The organism is Paraburkholderia eburnea (genome assembly GCF_002917095.1).
GTDB lineage: Bacteria > Pseudomonadota > Gammaproteobacteria > Burkholderiales > Burkholderiaceae > Paraburkholderia > Paraburkholderia eburnea.
Genome location: NZ_PQGA01000001.1, coordinates 398,089 through 417,092 on the forward strand (window position 1 = coordinate 398,089; position 19,004 = coordinate 417,092).

Here is a 19,004-nt window from a genome sequence, read left to right on the forward strand (position 1 = left end):
TCGGCGCGTTTTGCTTTCTACGCCGTAGCCGCCGTAGCACTCGTCGCGATCGCCTCAATCGTCGAAAGAAAAAACGCGCGGCGTGCCATGCACGTCGCGCGTTTTGATGGGAGCGTATTTACGGTAGCGTATAAAGCGCGTCTAGCGGCCGCTCGCCACGCCCGCATAATGCCCGCCGAAGAACACCAGCGGCGCACGTTCGTCGAGTGAAAAAGCCAATACCTCGCCCACGAACAGCGTGTGATCGCCGCACGCATGGCGATCGCTCATACGCAAAGCAAAGCGCGCCACGGCGCTCTCCAGCAATGCGACGCCGTCAAGGCCATCGACCTCGGTGAAACGCGGCGCGAGCCAGCTTTGCGGCTCGCCCGCGAAATGGCGGCTATGCGGCTCCTGTTCGTCCGAAAGCACGCTCACGCCGAAGCGCTCCGCGCACATGAGGCGCTCGTGCATGCGCGCGCGATGCCCCACCGACACCACCACGAGCGGCGGACGCAGCGACCCCGACATGAACGCATTGGCCGTCATCGCGTGCAGCGTTTCGCCACTGCCCGTCGAGATCACCACGACGCCCGTGGCAAAACACCCGAGCGCCGTGCGCAAACGCCGCTCGTCGAAACGCGGCGGCGCGGTGACTTCCACCTGCTGTTCTTCCCGTGCCACCGCTTCGCTCATTGCGAGTCCGCGTGCGTTCATGGTCGATCTCCCTCTATGCGCGGCTGTGCGTTGCGCGGACAACCCGCATTCACCGCACCTTGCGCGCAATGAAATGCAGCCACCACGCGTCGCTCGTCGTCTGTTCGCGGCCGATCAGATCGCCCTCGCAACTGCCGTACACCGCTTCCACTTCGAAGCCCATCGACTCCAGTTGGCGACGCTGCTCGGGCAGCGTGGTGTACACAATCACAATGCCGAAGTAATGCGCGGCCGCCGTGCGGATCGAATAGCCCTCGAAATCACGATGCAGACGCGCATTACGCCGATAGTTCCAGATCGCCATCGGCATCAGTCGCGCGGCGCGCAGCGTGCGCCAACCAAAGCGCAGCGGGTTCACGCACGGACGCGGCAACAGTTGCCAGGGCGTTTCGTTAAAACCGGGGCCGCCGCGATTGTGCGTAGAAAACAGCACGAGGCCGCCAGGACGCGTCACGCGATGCATTTCGCGCAGGATGCGTTCGCGGTCCGCGTACTCCACGCAGTCGATACCGTTCCAGCTAAACGCCGTGAGCGCGTAATGATCGTCGGGGAAAGCCGCCATATCGCGCGCATCCATATGACGCAAATCGACACCGGGAAAACGCGCACGCGATTGTTCCAGCAGAACGGCGGTGTAGTCGATGCCCGTATAGTCGGACGACATGTGCATCATGAGCGGCACGGTCCGTCCCGCACCAATGCCGATATCGAGCAAGGGCTGGCCGCGACATTCCTGCGCGACTCGTGCAAACGCCGCCTCTTCGCCCGCGTCAGTCCATGCCTTGTCGAGGGTGAATTCGCGGAACGCGTCGCGCGTCGTCCACGCTCGCTGGTTGATCTGATCAAGCGGCAGATGCATGTCCATTACGCCTCTCCAGAGAGGTTTGGAAAACCCGGGGGTCGTGAAGCGGCCGAAGCGGCGCAAGCACGAACGGAATGAGTCAAGCGGCGTGTGCGAGTCATATTGCTGCGGCTCACCTCTTGCGCGCGTCCTGCACGGTGCACGCCAGGCAGCCTGCGGTGCGGCGCACAAGGCACACAGGGCACACAGGGCGCTCACGGCCCGCGGCGACGGGCATGGCGCTCATTAGATCGCAGCGCATTCGCCGCATCTGTACGGGCGCACACACACTTTCGGGGCGCTTTGAGCGCAATCTCACGCTGGTCGGCAATGCAATCGCAGATATCGCGGACAGCACGCCCAATGCGTGGCGAAACCGCTCCTGGGTGCGCTGCCGCACTGACGCTGACACCCGGCAGTCCGTTAAATACGGGCAGATGCCGCGTGGCCCAGGCGCGAGGCATGGACCGTCGAAACCGCGCACGAACCGAAGCGCTATTCACATGTGGGGGCACCTTTCCATGAAAAACGCACTGCGACGCATTCTTTCCGAATCGGCCCGTCTCGATGTGCCGGCCGACACGCTGGCCGACGACGCCGACCTCTACGCCGCGGGCCTTTCTTCTCTGGCGACCGTGCATTTGATGCTCGCGGTGGAGGATGAATTCGGCATCGAAATCCCCGACCGCATGCTCACGCGGCGCCTCTTTTCGAGCATCGACTCGCTTGCCGCCGCCGTGACCGAGCTGCAACAGGCGAAGGCGGCAGCATGAACGCCCCGCTCACCGACGCCGCCGTCGAGCCGGAACGTCGCGCGATAGCCGACGCCGCTCATGCAGATAGTTCGGATTCCCATGTAATCGACACGGGCGCGCGCTGGCGCGAGGCGGCACAACGCGTCGCGGCGATCGCCGCGCAGTACGCCGATCACGTGGACCGCAACGCACGCTTTCCGGTCGAAGCCTTCGACGCGCTCAAGGCCGAGCAACTGCTTTCCGTGATGGTGCCGCCGCGCTTCGGCGGCCCGGGACTGTCGCTCGCGGAAATCGCCACGCTCAGCGAGACGCTCGCGCACGGCTGCGCGTCCACCGCGATGATCTACGCGATGCATCAGATCCAGGTCGCCTGCATTCTCGATCACGGCGCGGACATGCCCTGGCATCAGGACGTGCTCACGCAGCTCGTCGAACAGCAATGGCTGCTCGCATCGGCGACGTCCGAGGAAAACATCGGCGGCAGCATGCGCACGAGCGCCTGCGCGGTCGACGTGAAGGACGGGCGCTTCAACATCGAGAAGATGGCGCCGACGATCTCGTATGGCGCGCACGCGGACGGCATCCTCGTCACCGCGCGGCGCACCGCCGAATCGCCGGCCTCCGATCAGGTGCTGATCGTCACGCTGCTCGGTGACCTCGAACTGGAAAAGCGCGGCACATGGGATTCGATGGGCATGCGCGGCACTTGCAGCGAGGGCTTCCGGCTCGTCGCGCAAGGCGGCGCGGAACAGATCCTGCCCACGCCCTTCGCCGAGATCGCCGACCAGACCATGCTGCCCGTCTCGCACACGCTATGGGCCGCCGTGTGGACCGGCGTGGCGAGCGACGCGGTCAATCGCGCCAAGGCGTTCTTCCGCGCCCAGGCGCGTGCCAAACCCGGGTCGGTGCCTCCTGCGGGCATGCGCCTGGCCGAAGCCGTGGGCCTGCTGCAGATGATGCAGGCACGCCTGAAGGTGGCGCTCGATGCGGCGCACGCCGCGCATCTCGCTCGCGCGGCGGGGCGCGACGCCGACACGCCGCTTTCCGCGCAACTGCATTACGCGTCGGACATGAACACGCTCAAGACCAGCATCTCCGCGACGGCGCTGCTCGTCGTCCAGGAAGTGCTGATGATCTGCGGCATGGCTGGCTACAAGAACGGCACCGAATACAGCGTGGGCCGCCATCTGCGCGACCTGCACTCGGCGCCGCTCATGATCAACAACGACCGTATCGCCCAGAACACCGCGAGCCTCTTGCTCGCGCAGCGGCCGACCGGCCCGGGGAGAGCCTGACATGAACACGATGACCGAAACCGCCGCCCTGCAGGCCGCCGCTGGCAATGACACGCCCGCGCCGACCTTCCGCGATGAGCTGATCGCAAGCGGCCTGCTGATCGACACCGGCGAAAACGGCCTCTATGGCCGCAGCCAGGTATTCGAGGACGTGGTCGATCGACTGAACGTGGCGATCACGCATCTGGGATCCGATCAGGACCCCGAAGTACTTCGCTTTCCCCCGGCAATGCGCCGCACCGACTTCGAGGACAGCGAGTATCTGAAGAACTTCCCGCAACTGGCCGGCACGATCCATTCGTTCTGCGGCAACGAGTCGGGCCAGATGCGTCTGCTGCGCTGTCTCGACGACGCGATGGAAAAGAGCGACGACGACCGCGATACGGCCTGGATGGAGCAGCAAAAGCCCACGCGCGTGGTGCTTACGCCGGCGGCCTGCTACCCGATCTATCCGGTGATGGCCAGGCGCGGCCCGCTGCCCGCCAACGGCCGCACCATCGACGTGCTGTCGTACTGCTTCCGTCACGAGCCCTCGCTCGATCCCGCGCGTATGCAGATGTTCCGCCAGCGCGAGTACGTGCGCCTTGGCAACCCCGAGCAAGTGATGGCGTTCCGCCAGATGTGGATCGATCGCGGCTCGCTGCTGGTGTCGTTGCTCGCGCTGCCGGTCGATGTCGATCTCGCCAACGATCCGTTCTTTGGGCGTGGCGGCAAGATCGTCGCCGACAGCCAGCGCGCCCAGGCGCTCAAGTTCGAACTGCTGATTCCCGTCGCGAATCCCGATAGCAAGACGGCGTGCCTGTCGTTCAACTATCACATGGACCATTTCGGCGGCATCTGGAAGATCGAATGCGAGGACGGCTCGACCGCGCACACGGGCTGCGTCGGCTTCGGCATGGAGCGCATCACGCTCGCACTGTTCCGTCATCATGGCCTCGACGTCAATGCATGGCCCGACGACGTGCGCGCGCTGCTGTGGGGCGACACTCAGGCGCGCATTCAACGCGGCCTCGCGGAGACGGGCGTATGAACGCGCCGACCGCCAACGCCGCGGTCACCGAAGTCGGCGCCCCGGCCAATCCGCGCAGGCACGAATCGCATGCGCTGCACCAGGGCGAGCGCGTGTGGGTGGAAACCAACTGCTACGTCGATCTGTGGATCGAACTGCTGCACGGCATGGGTTTCGATCCGCGCGCGGCGCTCGCCTTCACGGTGACGCAGGACTTCGAGGGCGATCAGTTCACGTTCTTCAAGTTTCCGCTCGAAGACATCGAACGGCTCTACGGCACCCAGGTGACGGAGCTGGCGATCTACGACTCCCTGGAAGACCGCGTGCTCGCGCAGACGCAGCGCGGACATACCGTGCTCGTCGAGGTGGATGGCTTTTATCTGCCGAACACGCGCGCGACGTCGTACCGCCGCGAGCATCCGAAGACCAGCGTGGGTATCGACTTCATCGATCCGGCGGGCAAACGGCTCGGCTATTTCCACAACACGGGCTATCACACGCTCGACGGCGAGGACTACGACGGCGTGTTCCGCAAGCTGCCGCGCTTCGATGGACAGGCCGATCTGCTCTTTCCGTATGTGGAATTCGCCAAGCGGGTGCGCGCGCCGCTCGAAGGCAACGCGCTCGCGCACGGCTCCGCCGAATTGTTGCGCGCGCATCTTTTGCGCCGCCCCACGCGCAATCCGGTTACCGAATGGCGCACGGCATTTCCGGCCCAGCTCGACATGCTGCTCGAACGCGGCGAGAAGTTTTTTCATCCGTACTCGTTCAACCTGATGCGTCAGCTTGGCGCGAACTTCGAGTTTCTTTCGAAGTATCTGCTGTGGCTCGACGCGAACGGTGTGGCCGTGCCGCATGAGATCGCAACGGCAGCGCAGAAGGTGGCCTCCGAGGCGATGGTGATGCAGTTCCGCCTCGTGCGCGCGATGGCGCGCAATCGCCGCGACACCTGCGACGATTGCTTCGACGTGCTGGAAGCGAACTACGCGCAGACGCTGGGGCCACTGGCCGCGCTGATGGCTTGAAGTTTGATTATTGACGACGTCCGCCGGGGGACAACGCGTGCGTAATCTGCCCAACGATTCGAACGAACTGGGCGCGGACGTGCCGCAAGGCGCGCCCGCGTCTGTCGCGTCTATCATTTCGTCCGCGCAATCCGAAGATAGCTTGTGGCCCGTGCCGCTGGATGCGCAATGGCGTTGTGTATCGACGTTTGCTGGTGCGTGTTCGACGCCCTCCGCGCTCGACGCGACGACTAACGCCTCCGATTGGCTCGACGCGCCGGTGCCCGGCACGATTGCCTCCGCGTGGCGCGCGGCGGGCAAGCTCGACGTCGAACGCGCACCGCCCTTCGCCGCGCAGGATCACTGGTACCGCACGACACTCACGGGCCATGGCACGCGGCGTCTGCGCCTGCAGGGACTCGCTTCAATTGCCGAAGTCTGGCTCGACGATACGCTGCTGCTCGAATCGGATTCAATGTTCGTCGCGCATGACGTCGAAGTCGAATTGCACGGCACGACAACGCTCGCGCTCTGTTTTCGTTCGCTCGACGCGGCACTCGGCGCGCGGCGCACGCGCGCGCGCTGGCGTCCGCGTCTCGTGTCGCCGCCTACGCTGCGTAACGTGCGCACGACCCTGCTCGGCCATATGCCGGGCTGGTGTCCGTCGGTGCACGCGGCGGGGCCGTGGCGGCCCATCGAAGTGCTCGGCGATGCGCCCGATGCGTTGCGCGACGTCGATATCGCAACGACGTTGGACGGCGACGATGGCATCGTAGATGTGGCGCTGCGCTTCGTGCGCGCACACGACGATGCGCAACAAGCAACGCTGCAGTGTGCCGATGTGGAAACCGCACTCTCCTGGCAAGACGCGCATACGCTACGCGGCACGCTTCGCGTGCCGAACGTCGAGCGCTGGTGGCCGCATACGCACGGTAAACCCACGCGTCACGCGCTCGCGCTGCGACTCGCGCAGCGCACGATTGCACTTGGCGAGGTCGGTTTTCGCAGCATCGAAGTCGATCGCAATCTGAATGCGAGCGACGGCGCGGGCTTCGCGCTGCGCATCAACGGCACGCCCGTATTCTGTCGCGGCGCGTGCTGGACCAGCGCCGATCTCGTCACGCTTGCGGGCAGCGAGGCGCAACTCGAACACACCTTCGCGCTCACGCGCGATGCGGGCATGAACATGATCCGCGTGGGCGGCACGATGGTCTACGAGTCGGATGCGTTCTACCGGCTCGCCGACGCTTACGGCATCCTCGTGTGGCAAGACTTCGCGTTCGCCAATTTCGATTATCCGACCGATGCGGCCTTCACCGCCGCCGTCGAAACCGAAGCCACGCAGTTTCTCTCGCGCACGCGCCGCTATGCGGCGCTCGCCGTGCTATGCGGCGGCAGCGAGGCCGACCAGCAAGGCGCGATGTTTGGCCTCCCGCCCGAAATGCGCGAGCAGCCGCTTTTCACGCAGCAATTGCCTGGCATCGTCGCGCACGAGCGGCCCGATGTGCCTTACGTGCCGAATTCGCCGTCGGGCGGCACGTGGCCGTTCTCGACGCGCACGGGCGTCACGCACTACTACGGCGTGAGCGCCTATCAGCGCCCGCTTGACGACGTGCGCCGCTCACAGGTGCGATTTGCTTCGGAGTGCCTTGCATTTGCCAATGTGCCGGACGATGCGACGCTGCACGACGCACTCGGCACGATCCACGCACACGATCCGCGCTGGAAAACGGCGGTGCCACGCGACCCCGGCGCGGGTTGGGATTTCGACGACGTGCGCGATCATTACGTGCGCGCGCTGTTCGGCATCGAGCCCACTGCTGTGCGCTACGAAGATCCTCAGCGGTATCTGGACCTTTCGCGCGCCGTGGTCGCCGAACTGATGATCGACGTGTTCAGCGAATGGCGGCGCGCGGGATCGTCGTGCGGCGGCGGGCTTGTGTGGCAGTTGCAGGACCTGCGCGCGGGCGCGGGCTGGGGCACCATCGACGCGGGCGGGCGGCCCAAGAGTGCTTGGCACGCGCTCGCCCAGGTGCTCAATCCCGTACAGGTCGTCATGACCGACGAAGGTCTCAACGGGCTCGACATCCACCTTATCAACGAACGCGCCGACACGCTGGCCTTGCAGCTAGAACTGGTCTGCCTGCGCGACGGGGCGGTGAGCGTCGCGCAAGCCACGCGCGCGGTCGAGCTCGCGCCGCGCAGCGTGCAGCGCGTGAGCGCCGCCGATCTGCTCGAGCGCTTCTTCGATTTCACACATGCGTACCGCTTCGGGCCGCGCGCGCATGACGTCACCATCGTCACGCTGCGCGACTCCGCGAGCGGCGCGGTGGTCTCGGAGGCGTTTCATCTGCCCGATCGGCGCGCGCTGGAGCGCCATGATCTGGGCATCGTGGCGACGCCTCTGCGCGCGGAGCACGGCTGGCAACTGGTGATTGAGGCGCACCGCTTCGCGCGTTGCGTGCATATCGCCGATGCGCACTACCGCGCGCGCCGCGACTGGTTTCATCTTGCGCCGGGTCGGCCTGTGACGATCGATCTGGTGCCGCTCGATGCGAACACCAATATCGACGATCGCGCGCCCGATGGCGAAGTGCGTGCGATCAATGCGTCGGCGGCGGTGTTTTATCGTTGAGTGTGTTTTATCGTCCGCGCAATTGAAGACCGCCCGAATACGGGAGGTTGTTGTTTGCGCAACGTTTTTAGCTACGCTCCGGCCAACGGTCCGATCATCGCGCCCGTGCGGCTCTCTGAAAAAGCAGGCGAAGAAACCGCTTCGCGCATCGATTCCGCGCACAACCAGGCTTCGAAATCGGCCATCACCGCGTTACGCGCCTCGCGCGTGAAGAGCGCGTGATCGAGGCCCGGCAGCGTCAATGCACGCACGTTCGGCACGGCCTTGAGCGCGGCGAACGAAGCGCCCAGTTGCAAACGCGCCTCTTCGAGACCGCTATCGTATTCGCCGTACACGAGGCGCAACTGCACCTTTTTCGCGTCGATGGCGTGGAGCAGCACACATGCCTCGTTGGCCGCGACGGGCCGCCCCATGCCGCGCGCGACGGCCTGCGTGCCCACACGCAACGCGCGGCGCGCAACACGTTTGGCAAGCACGGCGGCGATACGCAACGGGTTGCTATCGGTCTGGCCGCGCAGCGCGCGCTTCCATTTGTCGGCGCTGAATACGGCGTGCAGATAGGTCTTCGACGACACCATGCGCTGCTCGCCTGGCGAGCGCGCCGCGCCGTCCCACGTGAACTTCTGCAGATTCACGCCGTACGCGGCGAAGATGTTCGGATGCAGCCCGCTCACGTGCAGACTCACGAATGCGCCGCCACAGACGCCGAACGCGGCGATGCGCGCGTGGCCGCGCGCCGCGAGCCAGTCCGCGCCGCTGGCCGCGTCGTCGCGCAGCGCGGTCGAATAAAGCATGTCGAGGTTGACTTCGGGGGCAGGCGGCTGCGCGTCGCCAAGACCACCGATATCCATGCGCAGCGACGCGATGCCTTGCTGCGCAAGCCGACGTGCAAGCAACACAGCAATACGTCCATCGCCGATGTGATGGGCCGCGCCGGTATTGATGAGCAGCACGGCGGGCGCGCCTGGCTGCGGCATGTCGGGTTCGCAATGGATGCCGAAACAATGGTCGAAGCGAACGGGCCGCTCTGTCGCGCCCTCGCGTTCGAGACGCAGATAGGGTTGCGCGTCAATGGGTACGCGCCGCGCGTCCTTCGGCGCGAATTGAAGGTCCTGTGCGAGCCACGCACACACGCGCGAGAAGGCATCGATCGGCTCCTCGCTATAAAGCGCTTCGAGAAAAAAGCGGTCCGATTCCTCGAAGCCGCCCTGCTCGACCTGCGCCCCAAGCGACGTATAGTGCGCAGCAAGCGAGGCCGCCAGATTCGAGCCGCTCGAATCGAGCAGCAGCACGCGCCGCGCGGGCGCCTCTTTCGCGCGCATCAGATCGACGGCGGACAGCGTAGCGATATCGTCGCCATGCAGGCCAAAGCCGAAGGCTTCGACATAGGCCGCATCGTCAGCGATGGGCACCGCGCCCATGCCCGCCGACGTACTGAGCCAGCCTTGCCGATGAGCGCGCAATTCGCGGATATAACGGCGTCCGGTGACAGGCGGCGCGAGCAGCACGAGATCGTCGATATTGCCATGACGTTGCGCTGCTGCGGCGGCGAGCGTCGCGCCCAGACGCAGGCCCACGAGCGCAACGCGCGTGACGCCCGTCCACGCGCGCAGGTGGCGCACGGCCGCGCCGATACTCTCTATCCACGCCTCTACGCGGCCCGGATCGTCTTCCATGCCGGCGGCGTCGCCGGTGCCCGGATAGTCAAAGCGCAGCGTAGGCAGTCCCGCAGCGGCGAGACGCTCGGCCAGCTTGCGCCAGCCGCGATGCGTGCAAAGCGCGTCATAGCCGAACGGATTGCAAAGCACGACACCTGTGCGGCCATCGGCGGGATGCAGCCAGCCAAACGCGCCTTCGAAAACGACAGCGTTCATGGAATGCCTCTTTGCTCAAGGTTCGGCTCAGGGATCGCGCGTCATGTGGCCATGAAATACGGCGTAAGGGGAATTTAATTTCAAGCCTCGCGCCGCTCCGTGCGCCGACGCACAAACTCACCTGCATCGCGAGTCCAGAATGGCTTCACGCGTCGTCGGCGCGCACGTGCCCGTATGCTCCAACCGCATGCGACGCGGCGCGCCGGCGCGCTCAGGACCGCACGACCATAACAGCGCGACCCGATCGCGCCCGGAACCGCGCCCACGGCGCGATGGACGCATCATGATCGCCAGGCCCAGCCTCAAACGCAGCGCGACGTTCAACTTCGTCGGCAGCATCCTGCCGATGCTGATTGCGTTCGTCACGACGCCCATCTATCTGCAGCACATTGGCGCTGCGCGCTATGGCGTGCTCGCGATCGTCTGGATGGTGCAGGGGTATTTCGGCTTTCTCGATCTGGGGCTGTCGTCGGCGACGTCGAACCGCATCGCCCAGCTTTCCGAAGCCACGCCCGCCGAACGCGAATCGGTCCTGTGGACCGCGCTGGTCGTTAACGCCGCGCTCGGCATCACGGGCGGCGTACTGCTTTACGGGCTGTTGCGCGCGCTGATCGGCCACTTCGACATGGGGCCGGCGCTCACGGCGGAACTCATGCCTGCGCTTCCCTGCGTGGCCTGTCTCGTGCCGCTCTCGAATCTCATCAGCGTGTTCAACGGCGCGATGATCGGGCGCGAGCGCTTCGGCGCGCTCAATGCCGTGCAAATGCCCGTCACGCTGCTCTATCAACTCGTACCGCTGGGCGCGGCGCTGCTGTTCGGGGCAAGCCTGAACTATCTCGTGTATGGGACGCTCGTCGCGGGCATTGCCGCGCTCACGCTGAACGCCGCGGTGGTCTGGCGCATTTTTCCGCTGCGTTTCGCGGGTGGCCCCCGTCGCGAACTGGTGGGCAAATTGCTGTCGTACGGCGCGTGGATCAGCGTCACGAGCCTGGCGCAGCCGCTGCTCGAAACCGCCGACCGCCTCATGATCGGCAGCGCGCTCGGGCCGCAGGCCGTCACCTGGTATCAGGTGCCGTTCAATCTGGCCGGGCGCATCAAGCTCCTGCCGAGCGTGCTCACACGCACGCTGTTTCCACGGCTCTCCTCGCTCGACCCCGTGCACGCCGCCGAACTCTCCGCGAACACGATTCGCGGCCTCGCCGCCGCGCTCACGCCGATGACCGTGTTCGGCATGTTCCTCATGCATCCGTTTCTCACGCTTTGGGTCGGCCAGGAATTCGCGTTGCACGCCATGTCCGTGGGCGAGGCGATCCTGCTGGGCATCTGGATCAACTCGCTCGCATCGATCGCGGCTTGCCATCTGCAGGCGACCGGGCGTCCCGGCATCGTCGCGCGTTTTCAGGCCTACGAAATGTTGCCTTTCTTCGCGCTGCTCTGGTGGGCGATGCACAGCTTCGGCGTGCTGGGCGCGGCGCTTGCATGGAGCGCGCGCTGCCTGCTCGACGGCGTGTTGCTATTTCATGCCGCGCGTCTGGACGTGGGCCGCGCGGGCGCGGCGCGCCTGCTCGCAGTGCCCGCGTTGATCGTGATGGCCGCGTTCGGCGCGACGCTGGCTTTAGCGCCGCTCACGTTCGTTAGCGTCGCAACGTGGATCGGCCTCACCGTGCTGGCGCTCGCGTGGTCGGCGCGCACGGAACCGCAAGCGTGCGCACGCGTGCTCGGCCTCGTCGCGTCGATGCGTAACTACACGCGGCGTTGGGCGCAAGGCCAATGAACCGGCCAGGCCTGATCGCACGCGCGACGCTGCGCGCAATGCTCGCTGCCGTCCTGATCGCCGCGCAGCCATTGCCGGCGTGCGCCGCCGACGCACTTCCAGGCAAGGAAGTTCGCGCGATGAGCACGAGCGCTTTTCTCGACTCCATCGCCGTCAATATCCACATCACCTACACGGACGGCGCCTACGCCGACGCACGCAAGGTCGCCGACGATCTCGTGTGGCTCGGCGTCCATCACGTGCGCGAAGGCACGCCAGCAAATAATTTTCCGTTTTCTACCTATCTCGCGCTCGCGCAGCGCGGCATCAAGTTCAATCTCGTGGTCCACGGCGAACTCGACGATTCGCTCAGGCAACTCGACCGTCTTGCCGCCGCCGCGCCCGGCAGCATCGCTGCCGTGGAAGGCTACAACGAGATCGATAATTTCCACATGAGCTATCAGGGCCGCACGGGCGAGGCGGCGGCGCTCGACTCGCAACGCGCGCTCTACGCGCACGTGCACGGCAACAAGGCACTCGCAGGCGTGCCGGTCTATGATCTGACCGGCTTCAATCTTCAGCATGTCGAGACGCGTGCGGGCAGCGCCGATTTCGCCAATCAGCACGCGTATCCGCAGAACGGCGACCAGCCCGCATCGAATGGGAGCGGTCCGGCGTGGATCGCGTGGGCGGCAGACGCGGCGAGAAAGTATGGACTGCCTATCGTGATGACCGAATTTGGCTACTTCACGATTCCGCAATCAGGCTGGATATATGTAGGCGTGGATGAAGCAACGCAAGCGAAGGGCGTGCTCAACGGCTTGTTCTCGGCGGCGCGGCTTGGCGTGACTCGCACGTATATTTACGAACTGCTCGACGAAAAGCCCGATCCGCAAAATACCGACAACGGTATGCACTTCGGCCTGTTCCGCAACGACCATACGCCCAAGCCTGCCGCCAGCACGATCCGCAATCTCACGGCGATCCTGCGGGCCACGCCATCGGGTCCATCGAATAATAATTCGCCATCCTATACGTTGAGCGGGATGCCCGTTTCCGGGCGCAGCCTCCTGCTCTCAAGGGCCGACGGCCACTCCCTGCTCGCGCTCTGGAACGAAGTGCCGTTCTGGGACCGTGCAACGGGCAAACCGCTCAATGCGGGCGGCGTAAAAGTGCAGGTGGAATTCGATCACGCGATGCGCAGCGTCGCGCTCTACGATCCGACGGTTTCCGCCGATCCGCAGATGCGCGTCGATGCGCCGCTGAAGATGACGCTGGATGTGCCCGACCACGTCATCCTGCTCGACGTGACAACCGGCATAAAAACGGGCCGTTGAACGCAGCCTTATCGACTCTTCACGAGATTGCGCAGCGCAAAGAACGGCCGATACACGCAAGGAAACGCTGCATAAAGAAACATGCGCAGCTTGAAACCCAATTTGACGCCTTTGGCGCCCAGCAACAGGCCGAGCTTCGTACCCAGCCCTGCCTTCGCGAACACATCGCGCGCGTAATGCTCGCGCGCGAGTTTGGGCACGAGCAGCGCACGCATTTCGTCGCTAACGCCCGCAATCTGCGCATCGCGCTGAAACTGTTCCGATTCGGCCAGCCCGAACGCCGTCGTGAGCTTCACGCGCGCGACAAACTGCTCGACGGTGCGATAGCGCTTCTTGCCCGACAAACCACCGCGCCGATAGCGCACCAGCGGCTCGCGCAGGCTGTACGCGCCGCCCGTCATGACCGCGCGAAACGTCATGATCTGGTCTTCGGCCATGGCGCCGGGCAGCATCGGCCCGAAGCGCTCGAACAGCCGCCGCGACCACGCGTGCGAAGCGCCGACGACCCACGGACGCTCGCGCTCCCAGTCGTCGAAATGGCGGTACTGGCCGAGATCGGTCGGCGCGATGCGGCCAGCATCCGGCGACGCGCTGTCGATCTCCACGAGGTCGGAGGCGATCAGATCCACGCGTCGCCCGAGCCCATTCCAGCATTCGACCAGACGCGCGCAGCGCTCGGGCACGGAGACATCGTCGCCCGCCGCGACGATGAGCAGTTCGCCATGACTCATCGCCGCAAGCTGCGAAAGATGCGCGGTGATGCCCGCATTGCGTTCGTTGCGGTTGAGCACGAGGCGATGCGGGCCGCGATAGTCGCGTGTGGCGGCTTCGACGGCGGCCCACGTGCCGTCGGTCGAGCAATCGTCGGAGATCAGGATTTCGAGCGGCGAATACGTCTGCGCGAGCGCGCCTGCGATGGCGTCGGCGATCACACCGGCCTGGTTGTACGTGATCAGCAGCATCGAAACCAGCGGACGCGCGGCATCGTGCGCTGCCCGCTCTTCGCGTGATGCCTGATCGGCGTGTTCGTTATCCTGATTCATCGGCTCTGAAATGCGCACGCGATGGACGCTGCGGCGTAGTTATCGTCGCTGGGAACGTGTAAGTTGACGCGGCCGCAAGAGCGCTGTAGCGGCATTCGTGGCGGCGCGGGCGGCCATACTATCATGCGGGCCAGACGGCTCGAAATCGCGGCCGGAACGCGGCCCTGTCCGAACATTTCCGGCACGGCAATCATGCACCTTGAAGGACACGCCCAGGCGCGCCCCGCCGCCTTTGTATAATCCCGCATTCCCCTTTTGCGCCCTGCGTTTACCTTTCATGCTTAGTTTCGCACTCGGCTTCATCGTCTCACTGCTGGTCACGCTGCTGATCGTGCGTTATGCGCATCTGCATGAAAGGTTTTCCGTCGATTCCGACCTGGCGGGCGTGCAGAAATTTCACGCGCGTCCGGTGCCGCGCATCGGCGGCGCGGGCATCCTGGTCGGGCTGATCGTCGCCGCGGCGCAGTTGCATGGCGCGTATCCGGCGGTTTCGGGCGGCATTCTCGGCATCGTCGCGTGCGGGCTGCCCGCTTTTGCCGCGGGTCTCGTCGAGGATCTGACCAAGAAGGTTTCTCCGCTCGCGCGCCTGATCTGCACCATGGCGGCCGCCGCGCTCGCGTATTTTCTGCTGGGCATCGCGGTCACGCGCATCAGCGTGCCGCCGCTGGATTTCCTGCTCTCGTATGCGGCGATTTCCTGCGTCATCACCGTGCTCGCCGTCGCGGCGCTCGCCAATGCGATCAACATCATCGACGGCTTCAACGGCCTCGCCTCGATGGTCGCGTTCATGATGTTCGCCTCGCTCGCCTACGTGGCCTTCCAGGTCCACGATCCGGTCGTGCTCTCGGCATCGTTCATCATGATGGGCGCGGTGCTGGGCTTCTTCATGTGGAACTTCCCGGCCGGCCTGATCTTTCTCGGCGACGGCGGCGCGTACTTCATCGGCTTCATGCTGGCCGAGCTGTCGATCCTGCTGGTGATGCGCAATCGCGATGTCTCGGCGTGGTATCCGGTGCTGCTGTTCATGTACCCGATCTTCGAGACCTGTTTTTCGATCTACCGGAAGAAGTTCGTGCGCGGCATGTCGCCGGGCATCCCCGACGGCGTGCACCTGCACATGCTCGTCTACAAGCGGCTGATGCGCTGGGCCGTCGGCGCGCGCACCGCACGCGAGCTGACGCGCCGCAATTCGCTCACCTCGCCGTATCTCTGGCTGCTGTGCCTGATCGCGGTGATTCCGGCCACCCTGTTCTGGCGTCACACGCTGCATCTGTTCTGCTTCGTGGTGGTGTTTGCGCTCACTTACGTGTGGCTTTACGTGAGCATCGTGCGGTTTCGCTCGCCCAAGTGGCTCGTGGTGCGCAAGCATCGGCGGACTTGAGGGCCGTCGGCACGCCGGCGCATGTGGCCCCGGTTCACGCGTACAATCGACCCGATGACAGCGCCTGATGGTGGGCATCAGGCGGGTTTTCGATGTATTCGTTGAGTTCGTTGCTGGGGATTCCATCAAAAGGAGAGCCGATATGAGCCACATGAAGCGTTACCTTGCGTTTGCCCTTGCCCTCTTTGCCGTCACGCTCGCTGCGTGCAACACGATTGCCGGCGCGGGCGAAGATATCTCGAAGGGCGGCAACGCCATCACCAATTCGGCCGACAAGGCGAAGTAAGCCCCCAGCCAGATAAGTTCGTAGCCAGGCATCCGTCAGTTCGCTTCGCCTGACGCCACCAGGGCCGCTCCCGCACCGTGCGCGAGCGGCCCTTCTGCTTTTCAATGGCTCGCGCCCTTTTTTGCGCGCGGCAGTCGCCGCCGTTCCGGCCAAAAAGTTCGTGCACCCTGCACCGCCGTCGGGCGCGAAAGCGCTACCCTTGATATTCGCGCCGCACTGCGCCGCGCGAGTCCACTCATCGCTTCGGCAGCGAATTTCGTTGCGTTCGGCTGGAGCACTGGCAGGGAGGCAAGCATGTCGAAGTCGATCTGGGTCGTCGTCGCTAACCGCGTGACTGCGCGCATTTTCACGACCGAAAATCCGCTGGGCGCCATCGAGGAGATCGAAACGCTGCTCCATCCGGAAAGCCGCGTGCCTGAACAGAGCCTCGTCAGCGACCGCTCGGGCCGTACCGAGCGCTCGGCCGCGGGCCGCCAGTCGAGCGATCCCGATACCGCCCACCACGAGCACGAATCCACGGTGTTCGCCGCGCAGGTCGCCACCACGCTCGCCAAGGCCCGCAGCGATGGCCGCTACGGCACGCTCGTGCTCGCCGCGCCGCCCGCCTTCCTCGGCGTGCTGCGCAAGGCGCTGGACGCGCAGACGAAGAGCCTCGTCACGCTGGAACTCGACAAGGATCTCGCGCTGCTCGACGCGCGCACGCTGCGCACGCACTTCCCGGAGCGGCTGGTGCGCGCGCAGATCTGAACCGCAAAATCACCCCGCCAGATGCGCGATGCAGGTGCGCACGAAGCCGATGGCATGCTCGCCCGCGAGCATGCCCAGCAGGCCGATCAGCGCGATGGTGGGCGGCGCGGGCGATTTCACGTCGAGCACGCTGTAAAGCAGGCCCGCGAGGGTGCCCACGGCGAACGAAACCAGATAAGCCTTCATGACGGACTCCCGAATTCGAAACCGGTTCAGGCGATGTCGATGACGACGCGCCCGCGCGTGCCCGCCGCAACGGCCGCATAGGCGTCCTGCGCACGTTCGAGCGGGAAACGCCCGGCGACCACGGGCGCGGCGAACTTGCCCGCATCGAAGGCCTCGGCCAGCGCGCGCATGATCGGCGCGGCTTCGGCGACACCGAGCTTCGCGCTGTCGGCGCCTAGCAATTGCGTCTCGTTGTGATAGAAGTCGATCAGATCGAACTCCACGCGGCGCTTGCCCGTGGCGCTGATCTCGACCACGCGCCCACGCCGCTTGACGAGCGACAGCGCCAGTTCGAACGCCACGCCGCCCACCGCGTCATAGACCACGTCCGCGCCCGCGCCGCCCGTGAGTTCGCGCACTTTGGCGGCGGTGTCGCCGTCCATCGGCACGAAGGCGTCGATCAGGCGAGCCGCCGGCGAATCCGCATCCGGCGCCTCGCGCCCGACGCCGATCACACGCGCGCCGCGCGCCTTGGCGATCTGCGTGACCGCCCCGCCCACGCCGCCCGACACGCCGATCACGGCGATCGTTTCGCCCGCCGCCAGTTGCGCGTAATCGACGGTGCCCAGCCACCCCACCACGAAATTCACGCCGATCGACGCGGCCTGCGCGTGCGTGAGCGCGCGCGGCTTGCGCGCGAGCGCCGCCGCCGGAATCTCGATGAATTCCGCGTGCGTGCCGTCGCGCGTGAAGCCGATGTCGCCGCCCGTGCCCCAGACTTCGGCGCCGATCCACTCGTCGGGGCCTGCGGCCACCACGCCGCTGAAGTCGCGGCCCGGCACGCGCGGCAGGACCGTGTGATCGAAGTGGCCCGAAACGTTCTTCACGTCGCTCGGGTTCACCGACGCGCTTTTCACCTGTACGAGCGCATGGCCCTCGGCGGGCGCGGGCGTGGGCAGATCGACGAGTTCGAGGACGTCAGGCTTGCCGAAGGTCTTGAACTGGATGGCTTTCATGGTGGACTCCGCTAGGTCGGGTTGCGATATGAAGCCAGTCTAGAGTGTCGGCAGACAGTCGAGTGGACAGATGCTTTCGAATTTCGGACAAAGCCGGATCGGGTCGCCTGCGCAAAAGACGAACGGCCTGCGCGAAGGCAGGCCGTTGCGGTGACAGGCGCTGATCTGCATCAGGGCAACAATCGCGCGCCCGACGCATGATCGACGGCTCGATCAAAGCGCGTCGAGCGGAATCTTCAGGTAGCGCACGCCATTGTCCTCCGGTTCGGGCAAGCGGCCTGCGCGGATGTTCACCTGGATCGACGGCAGAATCAGGTTCGGCATCGCCAGCGTGCGGTCGCGCGCGCTGCGCATCTGCACGAAGGCGTCTTCGCTCACGCTGTCGTTCAGGTGGATGTTGCTCTCGCGCTGCGCGCTGACCGTGCTCTGGAAGCGCGGGCCGCGCGACTCCGGCGGATAGTCGTGGCACATGAAAAGCCGCGTCTGCCCCGGCAGATCGAGCAGCTTGCGCACCGATCGATACAGCGTGTGCGCGTCGCCGCCCGGAAAATCGCAACGCGCCGACCCGACATCGGGCATGAACAGCGTGTCGCCCACGAACACAGCGTCGCCGATCTGGTAGGCGAGATCGGCGGGCGTATGACCGGGCACATGCATCGCGCGCGCCGCGAGCGGACCGACGTGAAAGGTTTCCTCGTCGGCGAACAGATGGTCGAACTCGCTGCCGTCGCCGGCCAGCGTGCCGCCCAGATTGAAGACCTTGCCGAACACGCCTTGCACCATGCGAATGTGCTCGCCGATCGCGATCTTGCCGCCCAGCTGCTGCTTGAGAAACGGCGCCGCCGAAAGATGATCGGCGTGCGCGTGCGTCTCCAGCAGCCACTGAACCGTGAGACCGTATTCGCGCACGAAGGCGATCACGCGCTGCGCCGATTCCGTGGACGTGCGGCCCGACTTCGGATCGTAGTCCAGCACCGGATCGACGATCGCACACGCCGAGCCGCGTCCCGAGTGCACGACGTAGGTGACGGTGGACGTAACCGGATCGAAGAACGGCTCGACGATAGCGGCGGTGGCGGTGGCGGTGGTGGCGGCTTCGGCTGACGGGACGGTGGTGTGATCGGACATCGGCAACTCCATGCGGCGCTTGTTCGCTTGTTCTATTGA

General features: G+C 65.4%; 17 protein-coding genes. 10 read left to right on the plus strand and 7 right to left on the minus strand.

Annotation, left to right across the window (positions count from 1 at the left end; all coding sequences use genetic code 11):
• Positions 1-141: 141 nt before the first annotated feature.
• Positions 142-675 carry a flavin reductase family protein gene (locus B0G62_RS01775; protein ID WP_103702885.1) on the minus strand — a complete coding sequence of 178 codons (534 nt, stop codon included), beginning with the start codon at positions 673-675 and terminating at the stop codon, positions 142-144.
• 70 nt (positions 676-745) lie between these two features.
• Complete coding sequence (locus tag B0G62_RS01780; RefSeq protein WP_103701930.1) at positions 746-1,561, minus strand: class I SAM-dependent methyltransferase; 816 nt, start codon at positions 1,559-1,561, stop codon at positions 746-748.
• A gap of 497 nt (positions 1,562-2,058) precedes the next feature.
• On the opposite strand from B0G62_RS01780, the gene B0G62_RS01785 reads away from it, so the two are divergent.
• From B0G62_RS01785 to B0G62_RS01805, 5 genes are all read left to right on the plus strand, one after another.
• Positions 2,059-2,310, plus strand: coding sequence for an acyl carrier protein (locus B0G62_RS01785; RefSeq protein ID WP_103701932.1), 252 nt, complete (start codon positions 2,059-2,061; stop codon positions 2,308-2,310).
• Positions 2,307-3,587: an acyl-CoA dehydrogenase family protein gene (locus tag B0G62_RS01790; protein WP_103701934.1), complete on the plus strand. Its 1,281-nt coding sequence runs from the start codon at positions 2,307-2,309 to the stop codon at positions 3,585-3,587. The genes B0G62_RS01785 and B0G62_RS01790 overlap by 4 nt, the downstream gene beginning before the upstream one ends.
• Position 3,588: 1 nt before the next feature.
• Positions 3,589-4,617, plus strand: a complete 1,029-nt coding sequence (locus B0G62_RS01795; protein WP_103701936.1) for an amino acid--[acyl-carrier-protein] ligase — start codon at positions 3,589-3,591, stop codon at positions 4,615-4,617.
• Complete coding sequence (locus B0G62_RS01800; protein ID WP_103701938.1) at positions 4,614-5,621, plus strand: DUF1839 family protein; 1,008 nt, start codon at positions 4,614-4,616, stop codon at positions 5,619-5,621. The genes B0G62_RS01795 and B0G62_RS01800 overlap by 4 nt, the downstream gene beginning before the upstream one ends.
• Positions 5,622-5,700: 79 nt before the next feature.
• The gene (locus tag B0G62_RS01805) at positions 5,701-8,235 is read left to right on the plus strand and encodes a glycosyl hydrolase 2 galactose-binding domain-containing protein (RefSeq protein WP_244193105.1); all 2,535 of its coding nucleotides are present in this window, start codon (positions 5,701-5,703) and stop codon (positions 8,233-8,235) included.
• A gap of 71 nt (positions 8,236-8,306) precedes the next feature.
• Here the strand turns inward: B0G62_RS01805 and B0G62_RS01810 are convergent, their stop codons facing one another.
• Positions 8,307-10,109 (minus strand): alpha/beta hydrolase, encoded by a 1,803-nt coding sequence (locus B0G62_RS01810; protein ID WP_103701940.1) that lies wholly within the window; start codon positions 10,107-10,109, stop codon positions 8,307-8,309.
• A gap of 283 nt (positions 10,110-10,392) precedes the next feature.
• Here B0G62_RS01810 and B0G62_RS01815 point away from each other — a divergent pair, with 283 nt between their 5' ends.
• A complete protein-coding gene (locus B0G62_RS01815; protein WP_167401166.1) occupies positions 10,393-11,883 on the plus strand; it encodes a flippase in 1,491 nt (496 codons plus the stop codon).
• On the plus strand, positions 11,880-13,199 hold the full coding sequence (locus B0G62_RS01820; protein WP_244193071.1) for a glycoside hydrolase 5 family protein: 1,320 nt from the start codon (positions 11,880-11,882) through the stop codon (positions 13,197-13,199). The genes B0G62_RS01815 and B0G62_RS01820 overlap by 4 nt, the downstream gene beginning before the upstream one ends.
• 8 nt (positions 13,200-13,207) lie before the next feature.
• Here the strand turns inward: B0G62_RS01820 and B0G62_RS01825 are convergent, their stop codons facing one another.
• A complete protein-coding gene (locus B0G62_RS01825; RefSeq protein ID WP_103701944.1) occupies positions 13,208-14,242 on the minus strand; it encodes a glycosyltransferase family 2 protein in 1,035 nt (344 codons plus the stop codon).
• A 277-nt stretch (positions 14,243-14,519) separates the two neighbouring features.
• Here B0G62_RS01825 and B0G62_RS01830 point away from each other — a divergent pair, with 277 nt between their 5' ends.
• From B0G62_RS01830 to B0G62_RS01840, 3 genes are all read left to right on the plus strand, one after another.
• Positions 14,520-15,623 (plus strand): MraY family glycosyltransferase, encoded by a 1,104-nt coding sequence (locus tag B0G62_RS01830; protein ID WP_103701945.1) that lies wholly within the window; start codon positions 14,520-14,522, stop codon positions 15,621-15,623.
• Positions 15,624-15,774: 151 nt separating this feature from the next.
• Entirely contained in the window at positions 15,775-15,909 is a 135-nt protein-coding gene (locus B0G62_RS01835; protein ID WP_027816744.1) for an entericidin A/B family lipoprotein, read from the plus strand.
• A 294-nt stretch (positions 15,910-16,203) separates the two neighbouring features.
• Entirely contained in the window at positions 16,204-16,656 is a 453-nt protein-coding gene (locus tag B0G62_RS01840; RefSeq protein ID WP_103701947.1) for a host attachment protein, read from the plus strand.
• Positions 16,657-16,665: 9 nt separating this feature from the next.
• On the opposite strand, the gene B0G62_RS01845 is transcribed toward B0G62_RS01840, so the two are convergent.
• The 3 genes from B0G62_RS01845 to B0G62_RS01855 all read right to left on the minus strand — a co-directional run bounded on the left by B0G62_RS01845 (position 16,666) and on the right by B0G62_RS01855 (position 18,965).
• On the minus strand, positions 16,666-16,842 hold the full coding sequence (locus B0G62_RS01845) for a DUF1427 family protein (RefSeq protein WP_103701949.1): 177 nt from the start codon (positions 16,840-16,842) through the stop codon (positions 16,666-16,668).
• A gap of 26 nt (positions 16,843-16,868) precedes the next feature.
• Positions 16,869-17,837 carry a quinone oxidoreductase family protein gene (locus B0G62_RS01850; RefSeq protein ID WP_103701951.1) on the minus strand — a complete coding sequence of 323 codons (969 nt, stop codon included), beginning with the start codon at positions 17,835-17,837 and terminating at the stop codon, positions 16,869-16,871.
• A gap of 213 nt (positions 17,838-18,050) precedes the next feature.
• Complete coding sequence (locus B0G62_RS01855; RefSeq protein ID WP_103701953.1) at positions 18,051-18,965, minus strand: MBL fold metallo-hydrolase; 915 nt, start codon at positions 18,963-18,965, stop codon at positions 18,051-18,053.
• Positions 18,966-19,004: the final 39 nt, after the last annotated feature.